General features: G+C 42.7%; 18 protein-coding genes. 12 read left to right on the forward strand and 6 right to left on the reverse strand.

Annotated elements, in window-relative coordinates; translation table 11 throughout:
* Positions 1 to 3: 3 nt before the first annotated feature.
* Together ACE2AL_RS05195 and ACE2AL_RS05200 are read right to left on the reverse strand one after the other, a co-directional pair.
* Positions 4 to 3162: an efflux RND transporter permease subunit gene (locus ACE2AL_RS05195; protein ID WP_272681751.1), complete on the reverse strand. Its 3159-nt coding sequence runs from the start codon at positions 3160 to 3162 to the stop codon at positions 4 to 6.
* Between the two features lie 15 nt (positions 3163 to 3177).
* On the reverse strand, positions 3178 to 4365 hold the full coding sequence (locus tag ACE2AL_RS05200) for an efflux RND transporter periplasmic adaptor subunit (RefSeq protein WP_206082938.1): 1188 nt from the start codon (positions 4363 to 4365) through the stop codon (positions 3178 to 3180).
* Positions 4366 to 4499: 134 nt separating this feature from the next.
* On the opposite strand from ACE2AL_RS05200, the gene acrR reads away from it, so the two are divergent.
* From acrR to mscK, 3 genes are all read left to right on the forward strand, one after another.
* The gene (gene acrR, locus ACE2AL_RS05205; protein ID WP_349415638.1) at positions 4500 to 5147 is read left to right on the forward strand and encodes a multidrug efflux transporter transcriptional repressor AcrR; all 648 of its coding nucleotides are present in this window, start codon (positions 4500 to 4502) and stop codon (positions 5145 to 5147) included.
* 16 nt (positions 5148 to 5163) lie between these two features.
* Positions 5164 to 5517 (forward strand): DsrE/DsrF/TusD sulfur relay family protein, encoded by a 354-nt coding sequence (locus ACE2AL_RS05210; RefSeq protein WP_206082936.1) that lies wholly within the window; start codon positions 5164 to 5166, stop codon positions 5515 to 5517.
* A 118-nt stretch (positions 5518 to 5635) separates the two neighbouring features.
* The gene (mscK, locus tag ACE2AL_RS05215) at positions 5636 to 9034 is read left to right on the forward strand and encodes a mechanosensitive channel MscK (RefSeq protein ID WP_375084298.1); all 3399 of its coding nucleotides are present in this window, start codon (positions 5636 to 5638) and stop codon (positions 9032 to 9034) included.
* On the opposite strand, the gene ACE2AL_RS05220 is transcribed toward mscK, so the two are convergent.
* A complete protein-coding gene (locus ACE2AL_RS05220; RefSeq protein ID WP_206082934.1) occupies positions 9035 to 9214 on the reverse strand; it encodes a DUF2496 domain-containing protein in 180 nt (59 codons plus the stop codon).
* Between the two features lie 29 nt (positions 9215 to 9243).
* Positions 9244 to 9792, reverse strand: coding sequence for a primosomal replication protein PriC (gene priC, locus ACE2AL_RS05225; RefSeq protein WP_206082933.1), 549 nt, complete (start codon positions 9790 to 9792; stop codon positions 9244 to 9246).
* A 142-nt stretch (positions 9793 to 9934) separates the two neighbouring features.
* Here priC and apt point away from each other — a divergent pair, with 142 nt between their 5' ends.
* The 9 genes from apt to ACE2AL_RS05270 all read left to right on the forward strand — a co-directional run bounded on the left by apt (position 9935) and on the right by ACE2AL_RS05270 (position 20480).
* A complete protein-coding gene (apt, locus tag ACE2AL_RS05230; protein ID WP_206082932.1) occupies positions 9935 to 10486 on the forward strand; it encodes an adenine phosphoribosyltransferase in 552 nt (183 codons plus the stop codon).
* A 112-nt stretch (positions 10487 to 10598) separates the two neighbouring features.
* Complete coding sequence (gene dnaX / locus ACE2AL_RS05235) at positions 10599 to 12530, forward strand: DNA polymerase III subunit gamma/tau (RefSeq protein WP_375084100.1); 1932 nt, start codon at positions 10599 to 10601, stop codon at positions 12528 to 12530.
* Between the two features lie 47 nt (positions 12531 to 12577).
* Positions 12578 to 12907: a YbaB/EbfC family nucleoid-associated protein gene (locus ACE2AL_RS05240; RefSeq protein WP_004260403.1), complete on the forward strand. Its 330-nt coding sequence runs from the start codon at positions 12578 to 12580 to the stop codon at positions 12905 to 12907.
* Positions 12907 to 13506, forward strand: a complete 600-nt coding sequence (gene recR, locus ACE2AL_RS05245; RefSeq protein WP_206082930.1) for a recombination mediator RecR — start codon at positions 12907 to 12909, stop codon at positions 13504 to 13506. Before ACE2AL_RS05240 ends, recR begins: the two co-directional genes overlap by 1 nt.
* Before the next feature lie 451 nt (positions 13507 to 13957).
* A complete protein-coding gene (htpG, locus tag ACE2AL_RS05250; protein WP_206082929.1) occupies positions 13958 to 15832 on the forward strand; it encodes a molecular chaperone HtpG in 1875 nt (624 codons plus the stop codon).
* Positions 15833 to 16024: 192 nt separating this feature from the next.
* Complete coding sequence (gene adk / locus ACE2AL_RS05255) at positions 16025 to 16669, forward strand: adenylate kinase (protein WP_206082928.1); 645 nt, start codon at positions 16025 to 16027, stop codon at positions 16667 to 16669.
* 182 nt (positions 16670 to 16851) lie between these two features.
* Positions 16852 to 17820: a ferrochelatase gene (gene hemH, locus ACE2AL_RS05260; protein ID WP_206082927.1), complete on the forward strand. Its 969-nt coding sequence runs from the start codon at positions 16852 to 16854 to the stop codon at positions 17818 to 17820.
* Between the two features lie 119 nt (positions 17821 to 17939).
* Positions 17940 to 19058, forward strand: coding sequence for an LPS O-antigen length regulator Wzz(fepE) (gene wzz(fepE), locus ACE2AL_RS05265; RefSeq protein ID WP_272573351.1), 1119 nt, complete (start codon positions 17940 to 17942; stop codon positions 19056 to 19058).
* A 108-nt stretch (positions 19059 to 19166) separates the two neighbouring features.
* The gene (locus ACE2AL_RS05270; protein ID WP_206082925.1) at positions 19167 to 20480 is read left to right on the forward strand and encodes an inosine/guanosine kinase; all 1314 of its coding nucleotides are present in this window, start codon (positions 19167 to 19169) and stop codon (positions 20478 to 20480) included.
* A gap of 319 nt (positions 20481 to 20799) precedes the next feature.
* On the opposite strand, the gene eutH is transcribed toward ACE2AL_RS05270, so the two are convergent.
* Both eutH and ACE2AL_RS05280 read right to left on the reverse strand, forming a co-directional pair.
* The gene (gene eutH, locus ACE2AL_RS05275; protein ID WP_206082924.1) at positions 20800 to 22050 is read right to left on the reverse strand and encodes an ethanolamine utilization protein EutH; all 1251 of its coding nucleotides are present in this window, start codon (positions 22048 to 22050) and stop codon (positions 20800 to 20802) included.
* A gap of 22 nt (positions 22051 to 22072) precedes the next feature.
* Positions 22073 to 23512 carry an FGGY family carbohydrate kinase gene (locus tag ACE2AL_RS05280; protein WP_206082923.1) on the reverse strand — a complete coding sequence of 480 codons (1440 nt, stop codon included), beginning with the start codon at positions 23510 to 23512 and terminating at the stop codon, positions 22073 to 22075.
* Between the last annotated feature and the right edge of the window lie 94 nt (positions 23513 to 23606).

The raw sequence follows: 23606 nt of genomic DNA on the forward strand, positions 1-23606 counted from the left end.
CAATTAGTGTGCTGCAGGTGGATGACTGTGTTCAATATCTTCAGACTTCTTAGAGAAGCGGCGACGGATCACCACGAAGAATACAGGAACAAAGAAGATAGCCAGAGAGGTAGCAGCAAACATACCACCCAGAACACCTGTACCTACTGAGTTCTGAGAAGCTGAACCTGCACCATTACTAAACACTAGCGGGATAACCCCCAGCATAAATGCCAGTGATGTCATCAGGATTGGTCGTAAACGCATCTTAACGGCATTTAGCGTTGCTTCAACTAACCCTTTACCTTCTTTTTCCATTAGGTCTTTGGCGAATTCAACAATCAAGATTGCGTTTTTCGCTGAGAGCCCAATGGTTGTTAATAAGCCAACCTTAAAGTAAACGTCATTATCTAAACCGCGAATACTGGTGAAGAGTAATGCACCGATAATACCCAATGGAACCACTAACATAACGGAGAATGGCACTGACCAGCTTTCATAAAGAGCAGCCAGACAGAGGAATACCACTATCAAGGAAATCGCATATAAAGCAGGAGCTTGGTTACCCGCTAAGCGTTCTTGATAGGACATACCTGTCCACTCATAACCAATACCTTCTGGCAGGTTTTCAGTCGTGAGTTTTTCCATCAATAGCATCGCATCACCCGTACTTTTTCCTGGTGCTGCTTGGCCTTGAATATTCATTGCTGGCACACCGTTATAACGTTCTAAGCGTGGTGAACCAAATTTCCAAGGGTCTTTGGATTCATCTAAGAATGCCGAGAATGGAACCATTTTGCCTTGGTTATTACGAACATACAGGTTGCTAATATCCGATGGCAACATACGACTTTCTGCATCACCTTGTACGTAAACTTTCTTAACACGACCGCGGTCGATAAAGTCGTTTACATAGCTTCCACCAAAGACGGAGCTGAGTGTTGCGTTAATATCGCTGATTGCGACACCTTGTGCCTGCGCTTTTTGTTGGTCAATGTAGATACGATATTGTGACGTATCATCCTGACCATTTGGACGAACACCTTGGAGCATTTCTGGATGTTGAGCCGCTAAACCAAGTAATTGGTTACGTGCTTGCATCAGTTTGTCATGCCCTAAGTTACCCTTATCCACTAACTCGAAGTCAAAACCGTCTGCGGTACCTAACTCAACAATTGCGGGTAGGTTAAAGGCGTAAATCAGTGCCTCTTGTTTCTTGGACATCGCAATATTCGCGCGTTGTACAATCGCATCAACGTGGTTTTCATCACCTTTACGTTCGCTCCAATTTTTCAGAACGACGAAGGCGAGACCCATATTTTGACCTTGACCCGCAAAGCTAAAGCCTCCAACGGTAAAGACAGATTCAACATTGTCTTTTTCGTCAGTATGGTAGTAATTGTTGACTTCATCTAATACAGCTTGAGTTTGTTCTTGTGTTGATCCTGGTGGTAATTGAACCATTGACAGGAATACACCTTGGTCTTCTGCTGGTAAGAAGGACGACGGTAAACGAACAAACATGAATGCCATGCCTGCCACTAAAATCAGGTAAATCACCAGGTAACGACCTGTGCCGTTAAGCATGCGGCTTACGCTGTCTGTGTAGTGGTGAGCTTGTTTTTCAAACGTTCTGTTAAACCATCCAAAGAACCCTTTTTGGCTACCATGGCTGCCTTTTTCAATTGGCTTTAACATCGTGGCACACAGTGCTGGTGTTAAAATCATCGCCACCAGAACTGAGAGGATCATGGATGAAACAATGGTAATTGAGAACTGACGGTAAATTGCCCCTGTTGACCCACCAAAGAAGGCCATTGGGATAAATACCGCAGACAGCACCATTGCAATACCGACTAACGCACCTTGGATTTGACCCATTGATTTTTTGGTCGCTTCCTTCGGTGATAAGCCTTCTTCTTGCATAACACGTTCAACGTTCTCTACAACAACGATGGCATCATCGACGAGTAGACCGATGGCGAGTACCATCGCGAACATGGTCAAGGTGTTTATTGAGTAACCAAATGCCGATAGGATGGCAAATGTCCCCAACAATACAACAGGAACGGCAATTGTTGGGATCAATGTGGCACGAATGTTCTGGAGGAACAAATACATAACCACGACAACCAACATGATTGCTTCAACTAATGTTTTAACAACTTCGTTAATCGAGATTTTAACGAATGGTGTTGTATCGTATGGATAAACGATTTCTAACCCTTGCGGGAAGAACGGTTTCATCTCTTCCAGCGCAGCACGTACGTTGTTAGAGGTATCTAACGCATTCGCACCTGTCGCTAGTTTAATACCGATACCTGCAGCAGGTTTTCCGTTAAAGCGCGCTACGGTACTGTAGTTTTCCGCACCTAATTGAACATCCGCAACATCTTTAATACGAACTTGCGAACCATCTTGGTTAACACGCAGTAAGATATTAGAAAACTCTTCTGCACTGTTTAAACGTGTCTGTGCAATGATTGAAACGTTTAAACGTTGGTTTGCAATTGACGGCGAGCCACCGAGCTGTCCTGCTGCAACTTGGTTATTTTGAACCTTGATTGCATTAATGACATCGGTCGTCGTCATATTGTATTTAACGAGTTGCTCTGGTTTTAACCAAATACGCATGGCATATTGGGTACCAAACAACTGTGTTTCACCCACACCATTTACACGGCTTAATGGGTCTTTAATATTCGAACCTACGTAGTCAGCAATGTCATATTGGCCCATCGACCCATCGTTGGACACGAAACCTGCAACCATTAAGAACGAACTTGTTGATTTATCGACACTAATACCTTGCTGTTGAACTTCTTGTGGCAGCAATGGCATCGCCAGTTGCAATTTGTTTTGCACCTGTACTTGCGCGATATCACCATCAGTTCCTGCTTCAAAGGTAAGCGTAATGCTAGCAGAACCTGATGAGTCACTGCTCGATGACATATATACCAAGTTATCGATACCGTTCATATTCTGTTCGATAACCTGCGTTACTGTGTTTTGTACCGTCTCAGCATCCGCTCCTGGATAGTTAGCTGAAATAGAAACAGCTGGAGGTGCGATGGTCGGGTACTGAGAAACAGGTAACTGGATAATTGCCAACAGACCAGCAAGCATGGTGATAATCGCAATTACCCACGCAAAAATTGGTCTTTCTATAAAAAACTTAGGCATTAATCAGCCGCTCCCTTATTTAGACTTTTCTTCAGGTTTAGCCTGATTGTCTATGGATTGCGTTTCTAAGTTTGCTTCCTTAGGATTCACAACAATTCCTGGTTTGATTTTTTGTAAGCCAATGACGACAACGCGATCACCTGCTTTTAAACCGTCTTTAATCAGCCATTTGTTGCCAACCGCTTGTCCTGCTTTAACCGTCCTGACTTCAATTTTATTCTCTGCGCCAACAACCATGACTTGAGAGGTACCTTGAGCAGTACGCGATAAACCTTGTTGAGGAATCAAAATTGCATTTTCAACAACGCCATCTTCTAAAATTGCACGGACAAACATTCCCGGAAGTAACTCTTTGTTCGGGTTAGGGAAAACGGCTCTCATAGTAATGGAACCTGTGGTTTCATCCACGGTGACATCAGAGAACTCGAGAACACCTTTTTGTGCGTATTCTTGGCCATTGTTATTAATTAAACTAACAGGTGCCTGACCAGACTCTTTTTGCACAGCGCCTTGTGCTATCTCATTTTTTAGACGCAGAAAATCATCGCTCGATTGCGTCACATCAACGTAGATAGGGTCAAGTTGCTGAACTCGCATTAATTCAGTTGCTTGTCCTGTGGAGACCAACGCCCCTTCAGTCACATTCGATTTGCCAGTACGGCCACTGATTGGTGCGGTCACTTTGGTATAGTTCAGGTTGATACGCGCAGTCTCAACAGCTGCTTCGGCTGCTTTGACGGCAGCAAGCGCTTGGGCATAAGTTGAAGTCGCTTGGTCGTATTCTTGCTGACTAATGTAATTCGTCCCTAATAATGGTTTATAACGCTTAACCGTCAGAGCCGCGATATTTGCATTCGCTTGCGCTTTTGCAAGTTCTGCTTTTGCACTGTCGTAGGTTGCTTGGAAAGGAGCAGGATCAATTTGATACAAAGATGTTCCAGCTTCTACGTCGCTACCTTCTTTATAGTTACGTTTTAAAATGATGCCGCTCACTTGTGGGCGAACCTCGGCAACACGGAATGCAGATGTACGGCCTGGTAACTCGGTTTTGAGAGTCAGAGGTTCGGCTTTCAGCGTAACAATTCCTACTTCAGGCGCCGGGCGTTCTCCGCCACCTTGTTGTTCATCGTTACAACCTGATAAAGCTAAGCCACCTGAAAGAACCAACAGAGCCAGAGGTAACACCCCTCTGTTTTTTCGCATAAGTTAACCTCAATTAATCAATATGAGTTCAAAACAAAAATAAGAAAAATGGTAAACAATATGATTTATCACTGTGCTATAGTACAAACATACACGAATGTATGTAAATCAGCTTTCGATAGAAACGGGTCACAATGGCACGAAAAACTAAACAACAGGCTGAAGAAACCCGCCAGGAAATACTAGATGCTGCCATCAAAACATTCTCTGAGCGAGGGGTTTCAGCCACATCATTAGCCGATATTGCAAAAGCAGCGGGGGTAACCCGAGGTGCAATATATTGGCATTTTAAAAATAAAGTTGATCTCTTTTTTCAGGCCTGTGAGTTTGGTGATAACCAAATAATCCAAGCTGAAGAATATTATCGTTCTAAATATACCAATGATCCACTTTCAATACTAAGAGAATTATTAGTTTTTATTTTGACCGATTTTATCGACAATCCCAAAAACCGTGCGTTGATGGAAATTTTCTTTTTAAAATGCGAATTAGTTGGTGAGATGGCTGAATTAGTCGATTTTAAACGGGCTAATTATGTGGCTAGCCAGTGTCGTATTGTCGGTAATTTGCAAGATTGTATCGATGCTGGGCAATTACCTGCTGACCTTGATATTGAATGCGCTGCCATCATGATCCGTTCATTAATGTCGGGTTTGTTAGAAAACTGGCTATTACAACCTGAGAACTTTAATATAAATCAACACACGATAACGTTGGTTGAGACACTATTAGAGACATTAAAGTGTAACCCAGCAATACGACTTAAACCCACTCAAATATAATAAACTGGAGTAACAGATGGCCTCTATTCTGATTATCGCCAATGGCGCGCCATATGGTAGTGAAACTTTATTCAACTCCCTGCGTCTTGCTATCACGCTAAAAGAGCAAAATTCAGATTTAGATTTAAAAATTTTTTTAATGTCAGATGCGGTTTGTGCAGGTTTAGCTGCTCAAAAGCCGAAAGAAGGTTATAACCTTCAGCAAATGTTAGAGATTTTAACGGCTCAAGGGGTGCCTGTTAAATTATGTAAGACATGTACCGATGCCCGTGGTATCAGTGAGTTAACTTTAGCGGATGGCGTTGAAGTTGGCACACTAGTGGAATTGGCTAGCTGGACATTAACATCAGATAAAGTCTTAACATTCTAATTTGTTGGTTTAAAATGTTAGCCTAATCGTATGTGCTGGTAATGTATTACTGGCACTTTACTTTTCTGGATAAAGCTGGAACAAAAGAAAGAATATGAGCGGGTATAAGAATATTATGATGATAAAACAACAAAGAATAGAGCGGTATTTTATTAGCGCTGTGTTGTTACTCGCAATGATATTTTTTTCTTACTCCGCATCTGCTTTAGCTCCCAATAACCTGCCTAGTAAAAACGACATTAAAAATTCGCTCACTGCGTTAAGTAAAAAAAGTAGCTTAAGTGAAGAAGAAAAATTGGTGCGTGGGGACTTAGAAAAAACATCTGATTTTTATAATGAATTGGATAAACTTGAGCAACGAACGGAAGAACTGCAAAAAAAACTTAATCGAACAAGTGAAGAATCAAGAGTTGCTATTCAAGGTTTGCAACAAGTTAGAAATGAAAGCGAACGACAAGCCTCCCAATTCGCTGAAAAGATAAAAAGTAGCTCACTTTCTCAATTAGAAACCCTACAATCGACCTACTTAGAAAACTTACAGTCTGAACAAAACGACCTAGCAACCTATAATAGCCAACTTATCGGTTTACAAACTCAACCAGAACGTGCGCAGGCGTTGATGTTAGATAATGCGCGGCGATTACAAGAAATTCGTAATGAATTAAACAGTACACTTAATGACTCAGTGAGCTTGCGGCCTTCTCAGGTTGATATGCTACAAGTCGAGCAGTATCTCTTGCAGCAACAAAATGAATACCAAAAACGGATTTTGCAAACTAACACGCAATTGCAAGATGTTCTGCAAAAGCAACGTGATTATACCGCAGCGTATATTGTGCAGCTTGAGGATCAGGTTCAACAGCTACAAGCGGCTATCAGTAATCGCCGTCTAGATGATTCCCAATCAACTGTGCGTGAAGCTTTAAATACTTCTGAAGCGGATATTCAAGCACAGCAAAACCCCGTTATTCAAAAAGAAGTCGCTATTAATAATGCGCTCAGTGACCGATTGATCCAAGTGACCGAGGAAAGCAATAAACTGGTACAAAACGGTATCCGTGTTAAAGCGTGGTTAGAAAGGGCAACGCAGTCAGAACGTAATTTGAAAGAGCAAATTAACGTTTTACGCGGGAGCTTATTGCTATCTCGTATCTTATTCCAACAGCAAATCGATTTACCGCCAGATATTTTAACTAAAAACTTGCCTGTGACGATTGCGGATTTACGTCTTGAACAGTTTGATATTAATCAGCAGCGTGATGCGTTGTATCAACCTAATGACTACATCTCTGGTTTAGAGAGCCAACTGGCCGTCAAAACAGGTGAAGAACAGAGCAGCGGATCATTGCTATCAACAGATGATAAGGCCGCATTGACCAAGCTTTTAGATGTCAGGCGTGGCTTGTTAGATGAGCTTAACCAGCAACTGGGCGGGCAAATTTCCCAAGCAATTAACTTGCAGCTCGACCAAAACCAATTATTGAGTGTGGTAAGCTCCCTTGAAAATACATTAGCTCAGCAAATATTTTGGGTGAACAGCAATAAACCGATGGATTTGGAGTGGATTAAAACCTTCCCAGAAGCTGCGGCAGCCCAAATCAGCAGTTTTGATTTCAGTTTATCGTCTCGCAGTATTCAGCGCGGGATAACAAACTCGTTGTTAGTGGTGATCCCGCTGGTATTGATTGCGGTGATTTTTATTTGGTTTCATCGCAAAATTAACCGACGTTTACAAGAGATTGACCAACGCTTATCGAGCCTACGGAATGACAGTGTTTTGAGCACGCCAATAGCGCTCTTACTGACATTGATGCAAACCCTGCCTATCTCTTTATTATTATTGGCGATAGGTTATTGGTTCTTAAAAACAGGTAATGTCCAAGGGCCGTTCTTTTGGCAGTTTTGCCAACAACTTGCCATTTTTTGGGCGTTGTTTGAGCTGACATTCCGCATATTGAAGCCACAAGGCATTGCACAGAAGCATTTTGGGATAGACCAAGGCACTATCTCACGTACTCGTCGCCGTATGTCACGGTTATCTATCCCGCTGATCCCATTAATCTTCTTTTCAACTTATGGCGTGATCAACCCACTAAAAGTATCAGAAGATGTGATTGGGCAATTGATAGTTTTAGTTTCGCTACTGCTGTTGTGTATTTTTACCGTGCCATTTTGCAAACAAGTCTGGCAAGAGAAAGGTAGCCATTTAACGCGGACGATTGTCATCACATTATTGACGTTTTCCCCGCTTATTTTAGTGGGGCTGATGATGGCGGGTTACTATTACACCACGCTACGTTTGGCAAACCGTTGGCTTGATAGTTTGTATTTGTTGTTGCTTTGGTATATCACCTATAACACCTGTTTAAGGGGCTTGACGCTGGTGGCGCGCAAGCTGGCTTATCAACGTGCAGTCGAACGTCGTGAAGCATTAAGGCTAGAAAGGCAGGAACCGCAGGAAGATGCGGAAAATGAGCCAATTAAAGAGCCGCCAATGACCATTGAACTGATTAGCCAGCAATCTTTGCGTTTAACAACCATGGTGTTGTTTATCATCTTTGCGTTGGCGTTTTATGGTATTTGGTCTGATTTTATTACCATTTTCTCGTTTTTTGATAGTGTGGAACTGTGGCGCTATACCGATGTTTCTCCTGAAGGTACGAATATTCTTCAGTCCGTGACACTCGCCAATCTCATTTTAGCGGTGGTGATTATTATTGTTGCGTGGGTGATGACCCGCAACTTGCCTGGGCTATTAGAGGTCCTTGTTTTATCACGCTTAAAATTGAGACAAGGGTCAACTTATGCCATAACGACGATATTAACGTATATCATTGTGGGGATCGGTGCGATTGCGTCTCTGGGCATGATTGGCGTGACATGGAACAAATTACAATGGTTAGCTGCCGCTTTAACCGTCGGGTTGGGGTTTGGTTTACAAGAAATTTTTGCGAACTTTGTTTCGGGGATCATCCTCTTATTCGAAAGACCGATCCGTATTGGCGACACCGTCACCATCGGGACCTATTCAGGCACGGTGAGCAAAATTCGTATTCGTGCGACCACCATTGTTGATTTCGATCGCAAAGAAGTGATCATTCCTAATAAAGCGTTTGTCACTGAACGGCTGATCAACTGGTCGTTGTCAGATACAGTTACGCGGATCACGATTTCACTGGGCGTAGCGTACGGATCGGATCTGGACAAAGTGAAGCGTGTATTACTCTCTGCGGCCACCAGTAATGCCAAAGTGATGACAGAGCCCGCACCGAGCGTTTATTTCACCACGTTTGGTGCGAGCACGTTAGACCATGAACTGCGCTTCTACGTCCGCCAAATTGGCGATCGCAGCGTGACCAGTGATGAAGTGAATCGAGCGATTGATAAACTGTGCAGAGAAAACGACATTGATATCGCCTTTAATCAGCTGGAAGTTCATCTGCACAATAATAAAGGGGAGGAAGTACAGGAAGTGCAACGTTCCTCGAAAGAAAATGGCGAAGATAGCGGGAAATAATTAAAGCTCTTCAAAGCAGGCTGTTTCTGCCGTTTGCTTTTGTTGTTTTAAAATATAATCATTTTTAACAATATCTAGGGCTTTAAGAACAATATCGGTTTCAATATCTGACGTTTCTAACAAGTAAATCAAATCAACGGCAAGCTGTATTTCGAGGGAGGCATCTTTGAGTGAGTCCATTCGTATTCCTTATATTGCGGTGTGTCGTATTATTCAAAATACTGATTTTCTTGGTGCTCTATGGCCTTTTCAATACGTAAAAGAGCTTGGCGGCAACGGTACAAACGGCCTGCTAATGTTGCGAGCTCTTTTTGGCATTGGTGCTGTAAGCGGTGGTCTGTTAGCCCTGATAATTGAAGTTCTTTTTCACTGACCATCGCTTGTAAGCGGCGCTCATAATCTTGATGTTGTGATAAACGTTCATATAAATCAACCTGTTCCTTTTTCTTGGTAAAGGATGATTCTTTTTCACGCAACGATTGCGTTGAAATTTCGCGGGAAATAGCCTGCATTTGATGCACAATTTTTTCGGTGAGAAAATTCACTTGTTCGGTATGGTTCAGTGTGACACTGTTGCACAACTGCTGATAAAGATTATTTAACTCTTTTTGGCAATCCCCTAAGCGCGTCGATTTATGGCTAAACAGTTGCATATCAAAACGTGAGTGGGAAAACTCGTTATCTTTAATGGGAGCGACACGGGTTTCTAACTCGTCAATTTGCTTTTTTAACGCATCCAACAGAGCTTGTATTTTCATTTTTTGTTCCCATTAAATGTGAAAAATCGCGTAAAATTGATATTCAGCAACAAAACTCACCGCAAATAGACGGCTGCTTATTGCATTTTTATGGTACTTTACATAGATTCTACACTTTCGTGTTTACTACATGGCTTTTATTATGACCGCTAAAGAGCAACAACTGCAATTGATTAAAGAAAGTATCGCATCCATTCAAGATTATCCAATCGAAGGTGTGATCTTCCGTGACATTACGACTTTGTTAAATAACCCTGCTGCATACCAAGCAACGATTGATATGTTAGTTGAGCATTATCAAAATAAAGGCGTCACTAAGATTGTAGGAACTGAAGCGCGAGGTTTTCTATTCGGCGCACCAGTCGCATTACGTTTAGGCGTGGGTTTCGTTCCTGTTCGTAAAAAAGGAAAATTACCGCGCGAAGTATTAAGTATGACTTATGATCTTGAATACGGCACTGATACCCTTGAGATCCACAAAGACAGCATTCGTCCAGAAGATAATGTGCTGGTGGTTGACGATCTGCTGGCAACAGGCGGAACAGTTGAAGCGACCGTGAAAATGATCAAGCAACTTGGCGCAAATGTAGTTGAGGCTGCATTTATCATTAGCCTACCTGACTTAGGTGGCGTTGAACGCTTACAAAAAGAAGGCGTTTCTTCATACAGCTTGGTTGAATTCCCTGGCCATTAATCTTTATTTTTCCTCTATTTTTATCACAGTCTCGCCGCAGAGGTTGAGGCTGTGGTAGCATGTACTATGATTACCTTTATTCACACACCATTATTAAATTACTGTGGGATCCATGAGCTATCAGGTACTTGCCCGTAAGTGGCGACCTCAAAAATTTTCAGACGTTGTTGGCCAACAACATGTCTTGACTGCACTTGCTAATGGGCTGGAGCACCAGCGGCTTCATCACGCCTATCTTTTCTCGGGGACTCGCGGTGTTGGGAAAACCACAATCGCACGCCTTTTTGCTAAAGGGCTCAATTGCGAAACAGGGATCACAGCAACGCCTTGTGGCCAATGTGCAAACTGTCTTGAAATTGAGCAAGGTCGTTTTGTTGACCTCATTGAAATTGATGCCGCTTCGCGAACGAAGGTCGAAGATACGCGTGAATTGCTAGACAACGTGCAATATGCACCTGCGAGAGGGCGCTTTAAAGTGTACCTCATCGATGAAGTTCACATGCTTTCACGGCACAGCTTCAATGCGCTGTTAAAAACCCTCGAAGAACCGCCTGAGCACGTCAAGTTTTTATTGGCAACGACGGATCCACAAAAATTGCCAGTGACGATTTTATCGCGTTGCTTACAGTTCCATCTTAAAGCGTTGGATGTCACGCAAATCAGTGAACAGCTCGAGGTTATTCTCAATGCAGAAAATATTGAGCACGACCAACGTGCACGTCAATTAATTGCTCGTGCTGCGGATGGCAGCTTGCGTGATGCATTAAGTTTAACTGACCAAGCCATTGCTATGGGGCAAGGTAAAGTCACCGCAGACATAGTCAGCCAAATGTTAGGAACGTTGGATGATGAGCAACCTTTAGCCATTATCGAAGCCCTCGTTAGAGCAGATAGCATTGCGGTTATGACCCAAGTGGAGCACGCGGCAAGTCGCGGTGCTGATTGGGAAAACTTATTAGTGGAAATTCTATCGCAACTGCACCGCATCGCGATGATCCAATTACTGCCTGCGGAACAAGAAACCGACCCATCTTCAACAGAGGGGCGTTTACGGCAAGTGGCTAGGGTGGTTTCCCCTGCGGATTTGCAACTTTTTTACCAAACTCTTTTGGTGGGCAGAAAAGAGCTGCCTTATGCACCAGAGCGGCGTATGGGGGTTGAAATGACGCTATTGCGGGCGTTAGCTTTTCACCCAAAGAGCGTGATTGAAGAGATTGAACCGCCCCCAAGAATAGTGCAGCAAGCGGCTGTTGTGAACCAGCCCGTTACTCAGCAACGTGTTGCACCTTCGATGCCTCGTTCAGAAAATTTGCCTGAAAATAGCCCGACAGCGCAATTGCTCAAAGCAAGGCAGGCGCTGCAAGTGCCACAAAGTGAGGATCCTAGCCCAAAAAAGGCTAAACCGGTGATGTCTGAAAGGGCAAAGCCGGCGGTATCAGCACTGGAAAGGCTGGCCGCCGTGACCAGCAAACATCAACAAAATGTGGCAAACAAGGCATCGGGGTCTGCAAAACCAGAAAAACCGAAGCAGTATCAGTGGAAGCCACAAAACGAAGCCGTTATGAACTCGAAAGAGGCGGTCACCACGCCAACGGAGATTAAAGAGGCGCTCGAATATGAGAAAACCCCTGAATTAGCAGTAAAAATTATCGAAGAAGGGCGTGAACGAGATAGCTGGTCAGGTCAAATTGCAAAATTAAATATTCCCAAGCTAGTTGAACAATTAGCTTTGAATTCATATATAGAAGAATTAAGTGAGTCGCAAATTGCTTTGCATTTGCGTCCCGCTCAGAAACACCTTGATAAACCCTCTGCCCATAGAGCATTGGAAGAGGCTCTGAGTGAACTGTATGGTCGTACTGTTGAACTGAAAATCGTTCACGATGATAATAGTGAGGTGAAAACCCCGCTGGAATGGCGACAGGCGATTTATGAAGAGAAACTGGCACAAGCTCGCCAGTCTATTATTGCGGATAAGACGATTCAAAAACTGCGCTCAATGTTTGATGCGCAGTTGGACGAAGAGAGTATTCGCCCCGTTTAACGCTACAGTCTTATATTTAGCTGTAGCCTCAGTTGTGAGAGAAAACTATGTTCGGTAAAGGTGGATTGGGTAACCTGATGAAACAGGCCCAGCAAATGCAAGACAAAATGCAAAAGGTTCAGGAAGAAATCGCTCAACTAGAAGCTACAGGCGAATCTGGCGCGGGTCTGGTTAAAGTCACTATCAATGGCTCACACAACTGTCGTCGCGTAGAAATTGACCCTAGTCTGCTCGAAGACGACAAAGAAATGCTGGAAGATTTAATTGCTGCGGCATTTAATGATGCAGCACGTCGTATCGAAGAGACGCAAAAAGAAAAAATGGCGAGTGTTTCTAGTGGTATGCAATTACCACCAGGCTTTAAGATGCCATTCTAATGCAAACTAGTCCGCTTCTTGAATCATTAATGGAAGCTCTGCGCTGTCTCCCTGGTGTTGGGCCAAAGTCAGCGCAGCGAATGGCTTTCCAACTACTACAACGTGACCGTAGTGGTGGGATGCGTTTAGCGCAGTCGTTAACACGTGCGATGTCTGAAATTGGCCATTGCCGTGATTGCAGAACATTTACTGAACAAGATGTATGCAATATTTGTGATAATCCCCGCCGCCAACAAAATGGCTTGATCTGTGTGGTGGAAAGCCCTGCGGATATATACGCTATTGAGCAAACGGGGCAATTTTCAGGGCGTTATTTCGTTCTGATGGGGCATCTATCACCGCTAGATGGTATTGGCCCGATGGATATCGGCTTGGATCGGCTTGAAGAGCGCTTAGCCGCCGAATCAATCGTCGAGGTGATTTTAGCCACCAATCCGACGGTGGAAGGCGAAGCAACGGCAAACTATATTGGGCAAATGTGCGCGCAATATGGGGTGACGGCGAGCCGTATCGCCCACGGGGTTCCAGTGGGGGGGGAGTTGGAGCTTGTAGATAGTACGACGTTATCCCATTCGCTCTCCGGCCGCCTTAAACTTTGATATCCTCGTCATATTTCAATCTGTAGGGGTGTTGGCTGCACTCGGCGACTCGGGTCACATACTCATGTATGCTCCCCGAGATCTTCTCATTTGCCGCCTACCTACAGTTTGAACTATTTAGAGGATATAACTGGAGAGGGTAAGCTGTAGGAGTCTGCTTTCGGCGACTGGGCTCACATACTCATATATGCTCCCCGAGCTCTCCTCATTTGCCGCCTAGCTACAGCACAAATTATTTAGAGTATATACTGGGAGGTGGTAAAAAGATCTCCTTCTTGGTTTCCTTCAAAATAATTTATGTTGTTATTATTTCCTTTTTAATCATTGGTTTTAGGTTTTTATTCGATAAAAATTTTTGTCTTTTTCGCTTGAATTTCTGTTTTTCGCCCCCAACTAATCTGCATCGGTAAGTCAAACCTATCCAATTAGATTGATGAAATAGAGGCGATTAATGAGTATGAAAGGACAGGAAACGCGTGGTTTCCAATCAGAAGTTAAACAACTCCTCCAATTAATGATCCACTCTCTTTATTCCAATAAAGAAATTTTCCTGCGTGAGCTTATCTCTAACGCATCTGATGCGGCAGATAAACTGCGTTTTCGTGCGCTATCTAAGCCAGAGCTGTATGAAAATGAGGGTGAATTACGTGTACGCATCAGCGCCGATAAAGATAAAGGCACGCTAACTATCAGCGACAACGGTATCGGGATGAGCCGTGACGAGGTGATTGACAACCTTGGGACAATCGCAAAATCGGGTACAAAAGCATTCCTAGAAACTCTCGGTAGCGACCAAGCCAAAGACAGCCAAATGATTGGCCAGTTTGGCGTGGGCTTCTACTCCGCGTTTATTGTGGCGGATAAAGTCACTGTACGCAGCCGTGCTGCGGGTGCGCCAGCTGATGAAGGCGTTTTCTGGGAATCCGCGGGTGAGGGTGAATACACCATCGCGGATATTGAAAAAGCGGAGCGTGGGACTGAAATAACCTTACATCTACGCGATGACGAAAAAGAATTCCTCGATAACTGGCGCTTACGGTCAGTGATCAGTAAATATTCAGACCATATTGCCTTGCCTGTTGAAATCGAAGATAAAAACGAAGAAGACGGCACAGTCACTTGGGAAAAAATCAACCAAGCGAAAGCCCTATGGACACGTAGCAAATCTGAAATATCAGACGAGGAATATGTTGAATTCTATAAACATATTTCCCACGATTATGCTGATCCACTAACGTGGACTCACAACCGTGTTGAAGGTAAGCAAGAGTACACCAGTTTGCTGTATGTGCCTTCTCAAGCGCCGTTTGATTTGTGGAATCGTGACCAACAACATGGCTTAAAACTGTACGTTCAGCGTGTATTCATTATGGATGATGCAGAGCAGTTTATGCCTAATTATCTGCGTTTTGTCCGCGGTGTCTTGGATTCCAATGATTTGCCACTGAACGTATCGCGTGAAATCTTACAAGATAGCGCGCTGACTCGCAGTTTACGCAGTGCATTAACGAAACGCGTTCTGCAAATGCTCGAAAAACTGGCAAAATCAGATACAGAAAAATATCAAACCTTCTGGCAGCAATTTGGTCTTGTGATGAAAGAAGGCCCTGCTGAAGATATGGCGAACAGCGAAATAATCGCGAAACTTCTGCGTTTTGCCACAACACATACCGATAGCAGCGAACAAAACGTGTCGTTGGAAGAGTATGTTAGCCGTATGGTGGAAGGTCAGGACAAAATTTATTACATCACCGCAGACAGCTACGCAGCAGCGAAAGGTAGCCCACACCTGGAATTGTTCCGCAAAAAAGGTATCGAAGTCCTGCTGTTATCCGACCGCATTGACGAATGGATGATGAACTACTTGTCTGAGTTTGACGGTAAACAGTTCCAATCAGTCAGTAAAGCAGATGAATCATTGGATAAACTTGCCGATGAAAACAAAGCAGAACAAGAAGAAGCAGACAAACAGCTTGAACCATTTGTTGAGCGCGTGAAAACCTTCTTAGGTGAGCGTGTTAAAGAGGTGAAATTAACGCACCGCTTAACCGACACTCCAGCGATTGTTACCACCAACGCGGATGAAATGAGTACGCAAATGGCGAAATTATTTGCGGCGGCGGGGCAAGCAGCACCAGAGGTGAAATATAACTTTGAGCTAAACCCTGCACACCCACTGGTGAAAAAAGCGTCTGAAGTCTCAGATGAGTCTGTTTTCGCTGACTGGGTAGATGTCCTGCTGGATCAAGCCTTATTGGCAGAACGCGGGACGTTAGAAGATCCAAATCTATTTATACGAAAAATCAATGAATTACTTCTAAAGTAATGTGAAATTGTATTTTCGTTTCTGAACATAAACCGCGCTTTTGCTTGTGCTTTAGCGTGGTTTTTTTCTTTTGCGAAAAAAGATAAATGCGAAAACGTTTACGTGTGTTCTTGAGTAAAGCGCCATGCTAATGGTATGGTAGCGTGTTTTCTTTTCAAATTATAAAAAACTAAATAGCAAGGGGTTTACGCAATGCGTATCATTCTGCTGGGCGCTCCGGGCGCTGGTAAGGGCACTCAAGCTCAATTTATTATGGAGAAGTTTGGGATCCCACAAATTTCAACAGGTGACATGTTACGTGCAGCTGTTAAATCAGGGAGCGAGTTAGGTTTACAAGCTAAAGAGCTGATGGATAACGGCAAATTAGTGACGGATGAACTTGTTATCGCACTGGTTAATGAGCGCATCAAACAAGATGACTGCCGTAACGGCTTCTTGTTGGATGGGTTCCCTCGCACAATTCCACAAGCGGATGCGATGAAAGAAGCGGGCATTACTGTTGATAACGTACTTGAGTTTGACGTACCAGACGAAATCATTGTTGAGCGTATTATCGGTCGCCGTGTTCACGCACCATCAGGTCGTGTTTACCACGTCAACTTCAATCCACCAAAAGTGGAAGGCAAAGATGACGTGACAGGTGAAGAGCTGACTATCCGTAAAGATGACCAAGAAGACACGGTTCGTAAGCGTCTGGTTGAATACCATGCACTCACTGCGCCATTGATTGCTTATTATCAAAACGAAGCTAAAGCGGGTAACACTAAATACTTTAAATTAGACGGTACTCGTAAAGTCGCAGAAGTTAGCGCAGAGTTAGCGAAAATTTTAGGTTAATATTTGTACGTATCATGCGCTAAATTACAGTATTGATAACTGTAATTCGAATTATTTAGAGTATGAATGTATTATATGAAGGCAGCGAATATCGCTGCCTTTCTTTTTTATACCACTTGGTGACAAAAATCGTTATTTAATTGTGATAAAGTTGGGAATGATTATCAATTAGGAGCTGTTTCATGTCAGAAAAAAAAACCGGCATTCTGTTAGCGAACTTAGGAACCCCTGATGCCCCAACAACTTCAGCTGTTAGACGTTATTTAGCCGAGTTTCTTAGTGATAAGCGCGTTATTGATGTACCTCGTTTGATTTGGAAACCCATTTTACATGGAGCCATTCTACCGCTGCGCTCATCTAAAGTGGCTAAGCTCTATCAGTCAATTTGGCTTGATGATGGCTCACCTTTATTGGTGTATTCATTGCGTCAAAAACAAAAGCTGGCAGAGTTGATGCCAAACACCCCCGTAGAAATAGGGATGAGCTATGGTTCGCCTTCCATTAAAAGTGCTGTTGATAGTTTAATGGAGCAAGGCGTTAATGATTTAGTTGTTTTACCGTTATATCCACAATACTCCTGCACAACAACTGCTGCTGTGTATGATGCTGTAACGAGAGCTTTTCAAGGTAGGCGTACCATTCCGTCAGTCCGTTTTATTCGCAGTTATGCAACTCACCCTGCTTATATTCAAGCATTAGTAGCATCAATTGAAGAGAGCTTTGCAGTACATGGTGAACCTGATAGGCTGGTATTGTCGTTCCACGGTATCCCACAGCGTTATTGTGATACAGGGGATATCTATCAGCAAGAATGCGAACAAACGGCTCAGGCGCTTCGAGAGGCGCTGAATTACCCAAGTGAAAAAGTGTTGCTCACTTATCAGTCACGTTTTGGTCGTGAACCTTGGTTGATGCCATACATGGATAAAACCATGCATGAATTACCATCACAAGGGGTAAACTCTGTTCAGGTCATTTGCCCTGGCTTCTCTGTTGATTGTTTGGAAACATTAGAAGAAATTAGCGAACAAAATAAAGAATTCTTTATCAGTAGTGGGGGTAGTAAATATAATTACATAGCGGCGTTAAATGATAATCTAAATAGTATTCGCATGATTAATTTAATTATTCAAGATGAATTAAATCAGTGATCGCTTAAATTGATACTAAAAAGTTCAGTAATCGATATATCAAAATTTCAAATATAGACTATAATAACTTATCTTAAATTAAAAACTATTAAAGAAATGTTATGTCTTTTGGAATTAATATGAGCAATGAGCAGCCGCCACGAAAAAGTATTGAGCAGAAGTCAAATTCTGCTCATCAATTTCATATTCAGCAGAGTGATGAAATTGATCTCATGGCATTATTGAGTGTTTTATTAAAAAATAAATTATTGATTACCATTTTTACGGCTTTATGTATTGCGTTGAGTGCTGGGATTGTCAAGCTTTTACCTCAAAAGTGGAGCAGCACGGCCATTGTCATTCCGCCAACCTCCGAAAGCATGAAAGAAGTTAATGCACTAAAAGCTCAACTGGATGTACTTGAAATACCTATCGATTTAACTTCTCAACGTATTTTTAATGCCTTTATAGACCAATATCGTTCTAAAGTTAATCAAAGCGACTATGTTAGAAGTACCCAGTACTATCATAAACTTGCACAAAATGTTGATCCTAAAGATGATATGGTGGCACAGCAACGTTTAGTGAATCAAATCATCAATAACGATATTCAAATTCAAGACCAATCTAAAGAGAAAAACAGTACCTCTAACGATATTATCTTAAAATTTACGGCATCACAGCCAACAGAAGCCCAAGATTTATTGGATGGCTATATCCGCTATAGCGCATCTAAAGTGAGAAGTCAGATTAAAAACGAAATTGATAATACGATCTCACAGCAACTTATTTTTGCCACTGAATCACTTAAGCGTGAAGTGAGCAAAATTCAAACTGAGTATGACGTTAAAGTTGAAAGGTTAAAACGTGCAGTGGATATTGCTAAAGCAGCAGGGATTGAAAAGCCTATAGCCAGTGATTCTCAAGCGATTAATGATGACCCAGACTATCCTATTGCGTTGGGAGCTGAGGCGTTAGAAAAGAAATTACTGATTGAGACACAAAACCGTGATTTAGCCTTGATGAGTGAAAATTTGCAAAATCGCCAGATTTATATCAATGAAATCACTGAATTGAAGAGTAAGGAATTGGCTTTTACGCCAGTCACTTTTATATTACAACCTGATTTGCCATTGAATAAAGAATCACCTAAATCAGCATTGATTGTGGCGTTAAGCGCCATTTTAGGCTTAATTTTAAGTTGTGCATTTGTATTAAGCCGTGAGCTTTATCGCGATTATAAAATGCAAAATCAGTAAGCTAACCTTACAAAAGACAAACAATGAGGCCAGTACTTTCTTTGAAGGTGCTGGCTTTATTTTATCGTGCTAGAATAGCGTGATGTTCCATTGTTAATCTTCTTACTTATGAAATTCCCTGGTCAACGCAAGTCAAAACATTATTTCCCTGTTAGTCTCAGAGATCCACTTTTACAGCCATTAAAAGAGACGTTGGCTGATGATGAGAATTGTAAATCCTATATTGTGGGGATAGATCAAACTCTCGTCGATATTGAAGCGAAAGTAGATGATGATTTTATTCAACGTTATCAGCTCAGTAAAGGGCATTCATTGGTTATTGAAGATGATGCTGCTGAAGCGTTGTATAAAGAGTTGACTGACAATGCGTTGATTACGCATGAATTTGCGGGTGGCACCATCGGTAACACGCTGCATAACTACTCAGTGTTAGCAGATGATAGGTCGGTATTATTAGGGACGATGTGTAATAATATCCAAATAGGAAGTTATGCTTATCGCTACCTGTGCCATACCTCAAGCCGTATGGATCTGAACTATCTGCAAGGCGTTGATGGTCCAATTGGTCGTTGTTTCACATTGATTACCGAAAATGGTGAACGGACATTTGCCATTAGCCCTGGGCATATGAATCGCCTGCATCCAATGAGTATTCCTGAAGAGATTATCGCTGGGGCGTCTGCGTTAGTTTTAACGGCGTATTTGGTGCGTTGCAAACCCGGTGAAACCATGCCTGATGCCACAATGCAAGCCATAGCCTATGCGAAAAAACACAATGTTCCTGTGGTGCTCACATTGGGAACTAAATTTGTGATTGCTCAAGATCCGCAATTTTGGCGTGACTTCCTTGCTGAGCATATTTCGGTCGTTGCGATGAATGAAGATGAAGCGCAAGAGTTGACAGGTCTGAGTGACCCGTTATTAGCCTCTAATATGGCTTTAGACTGGGTTGATTTGGTGCTCTGTACGGCGGGCCCATCAGGGCTATATATGGCAGGATATACAGAAGAGAGCTACAAACGGACGACTCAGCACCCATTGTTGCCTGGTGCGATTGCAGAATTCAATTTATATGAATTTAGCCGTGCAATGCGCCAGCAAGATTGCAAAGTACCACTGCGTATATTTTCGCATATTGAACCGTATATGGGTGGCCCTGAGAAAATTATGAACACGAATGGTGCTGGAGACGGGGCTTTATCTGCATTACTGCATGATATTACAGCGAATTCTTACCATCGTTCAAATGTGCCTAATTCCAGCAAACATGAGCGCCAATATTTAACCTATTCCTCATTGGCTCAAGTTTGTAAGTATGCAAATCGAGTGAGTTATCAAGTGTTAACCCAGCATTCCCCTCGGCTAACTCGTGGGCTTCCTGAAAAAGAAGACAGTTTAGAAGAGTCTTATTGGGAACGTTAATGATTAGGTTATAATTCGTCCAGTTTGGATATGTTTAATATAAAAACACATTAATATCAGAAAGAGCATTAATGTGTTTTTATATACTCCATTATGGGTATTTAATTAATAAGTTAATAAAAGAATAAAGCTTAATTTATAAGTAAATTAATAATTAATATCGATAGTAAAAAAACATAGACAAATAGGCAGAAATTAACTATCAAAATTTGTCGTAAATAATATCACTGATGATGACGAATAATAAAAAACTGCATTCGATATTATTTAATTGCAATATTTCGAATGCAGTTATTAAATTGTTTAATATTAATTATATTTAACTTTGTTTGGCAACCGCTAACTCAGCATCACCTTTAACGGCATCCACTGCTTTTTGGTCTTCCTCTTCATAACGCAATGCCTGTGGAACCGAAATTTTAATTGCGATAAATACCGCTAAGAAGCCCCCAACCAGTTTTCCTAATAAAATAGGCAGAACGAGCGTTGGTTGGAAGTTGGCGGTAAAGGCTAAGTGATCGCCGATGGTGGCTTGTGCACAGACACCGAATGCGACACACAGAACTTTATCTCTTGCACGCATATCTTTGAATAAATGATAAGTTGCAATAATGTTTGCCATCACCATGATAAAACCTAACGACCCAGTATCACTCAGTTTCAAACGGTTGCTTAATGCACGGACTAACGGTTTGCAATAACGTTGGAATAGGTAACAAATTGGGAATGTCCCTGCCAACATGATGCCAATATAACCTGCTATTTCAATGGCACGGAACAGCTCATTTTGGTCTGCAAAGAGCGGGTCAAAGCCCCACGCACCGAAAACTTTGGTAAATACGCCAGTAAAGTGCTCGACAATCGAGAAAGCCAGAACCAGTTTGACAAAGGCATCCATAATCTTACCGAAGATTAAGAAGCCTGTAACCATCAGCATTGGGCGATATTTCAAGCCCGCGGCCAATAAGAAACAGAAAACAAACAGTGGCATCAAATATTGCAGCATGGTCATAAAATCAAGGGTGAGTTGATGTGCTGCGGGGGAATTGGTTGAAATAATATCGCGAACGGGAATATTATTGAATGTGATTAATAGCAGTGAAGCCAGTACACCAAATGGAATGGAGATTAACCCTGCCATTGCGCCGAGTGCGAGGTATTTGTGATCTTTGCGATTTAACATAGTTAAGCCAACAGGGATGAGATACACAATCGTCGCGCCTGAGGTATAGCCGATTAACATCGCAGTGATCCACATATCACGGTTCGTGGTTAACGCATCTGCAAGCTGGTAGCCCCCCATATCAACAGCAATGATCGACAATGCGGCGATAGAGACATCGGAGCCCACAGAAGAGAATATAGGCCCTAAAACATAAGAAATTAACTGAGAAAGCAGTGGTACGGCAGCCATGATCCCTGCTTGAGCAAGAAATACAGGGCCAATGGAGAAAATCCCGTTAACAAATTCTTTGCCCAGATCACTGGTCGGTTTAACGATAGAGGCGACAGCACCAATAATGGCACCGCACATGATTAAATAAATAATGTAATTTCCGAATTCAGCCATGGTAGGGTTTCCTTTTATTATTTTAGTGTCTTAATTGGCGGGAACGGGCAATGATGTCGCGGTACTGTTCCATTACACCTTGCATGTTGGTGCCATCGGGGTGTGTTATGGTTGCATTGCGCCTAACTGCCATATCGTGAGTCAGCCCTAACCCTTTGCGTGCCAATAAGGCAGCGCCAAGTGCAGTCACTTCACGGTTTGCTGGTGCTTCAATATTTTTTTGTAATAAATTGGCTAAAAATTGCTTAAAGTACTGATTTGAAGAAAGCCCTCCATCGACAGAGATTGATTGTCCCAGTGGTGAAATTTTTTCCATTGCAAAAATGACTTCGGCAGAGCGAGCGGCAATCCCCTCCAACACCGATTGCATCATGTCTTTTTTGTCGGTATCTAATGAAAGGCCTGCCCACAAGCCAGCAGCGCTACGATCCCAATATGGGCAGCCTAAGCCAGATAATGCGGGAACAAACGCTAAACCGCGTTTAATGGCAGGTTCTGCTCTGAAATCACTGAGTTCATCGAATTGATCAAATAGCCCAATTTTTCTTGCCCAGTTAATGGCGGATGCTGCGTTATACACACCGCCATCTAAGCCAAAAACGGGGGCTTCATTAGGGAATTTCCAACATAGAGTGGGTAACAAGCCACTTTCATGAGTTTGTGGGATCTCAAACCCTGTGAGTGCTTGCAAAAAGGCACCTGTACCAAAGGTGATTTTGGCATCGCCTTTTTCACGGCAACCGTGACCGAATGTGCCAGCAAATTGGTCAACAATCACCGCTGTAACAGGGGTTAAGTGGCCGTCAAGGTTGATAGCGCCAAAATCGCCAATATTGTCTTTAATTGGTGGAAGACAATGAATTGGCACTCCAAATATGTCACACAGTTCTTTATCCCACTTTAATGTGTGAATATTGAGCAAAGAGGTGCGAGAGGCTGAATTATAGTCAGTCACAAACACGCCACATAAGCGGTCTAGAAAAAAGGCATCCATGGTGCCAATACGTAATTTGTTTTTATCTGCTAAAGTTTTCGCACCCACCACATTTTCCATGATCCAACCCATTTTACTGGCGGAGAAATAAGGGTCGAGTGGTAAGCCTGATTTGGACTGAACCACGGGTTCTAATCCTGCTTCTTTGAGATGAGAAATCGTTTTTTCAGTCCGTAAATCCTGCCAAACGATCGCATTGTAAAGTGGGCGTTTGCTGTCAGCATCCCAAGCGACAATGCTCTCACCTTGATGGCATAAACCAATAGCATCGACGACTTCGCAGCTATTCAAGCACTTAATAATATTAGCGAGTATTTCCTCTGGGTCGTGTTCAACCCAACCACTATTCAATGTGATTTGTTTATGAGGAATACTCATCGGGGAGTAATAGTGCCCGCCTTCTTCGAAGACCACGACTCGGGTTCCCGTTGTTCCCTGATCGATTGCGGCATAACGTTGGTTGAGCATCACAGTATTCCCAGTGTTATAAATGTTGTAAATAGGTCTGTTTTTTTGCCTACTATCGTTTAATCGGAAGGAAAGTCCACAAAAAACTCACAAT

The sequence above is a fragment of the Providencia xihuensis genome, assembly GCF_041953405.1.
Taxonomy (GTDB): Bacteria; Pseudomonadota; Gammaproteobacteria; order Enterobacterales; family Enterobacteriaceae; genus Providencia; species Providencia vermicola.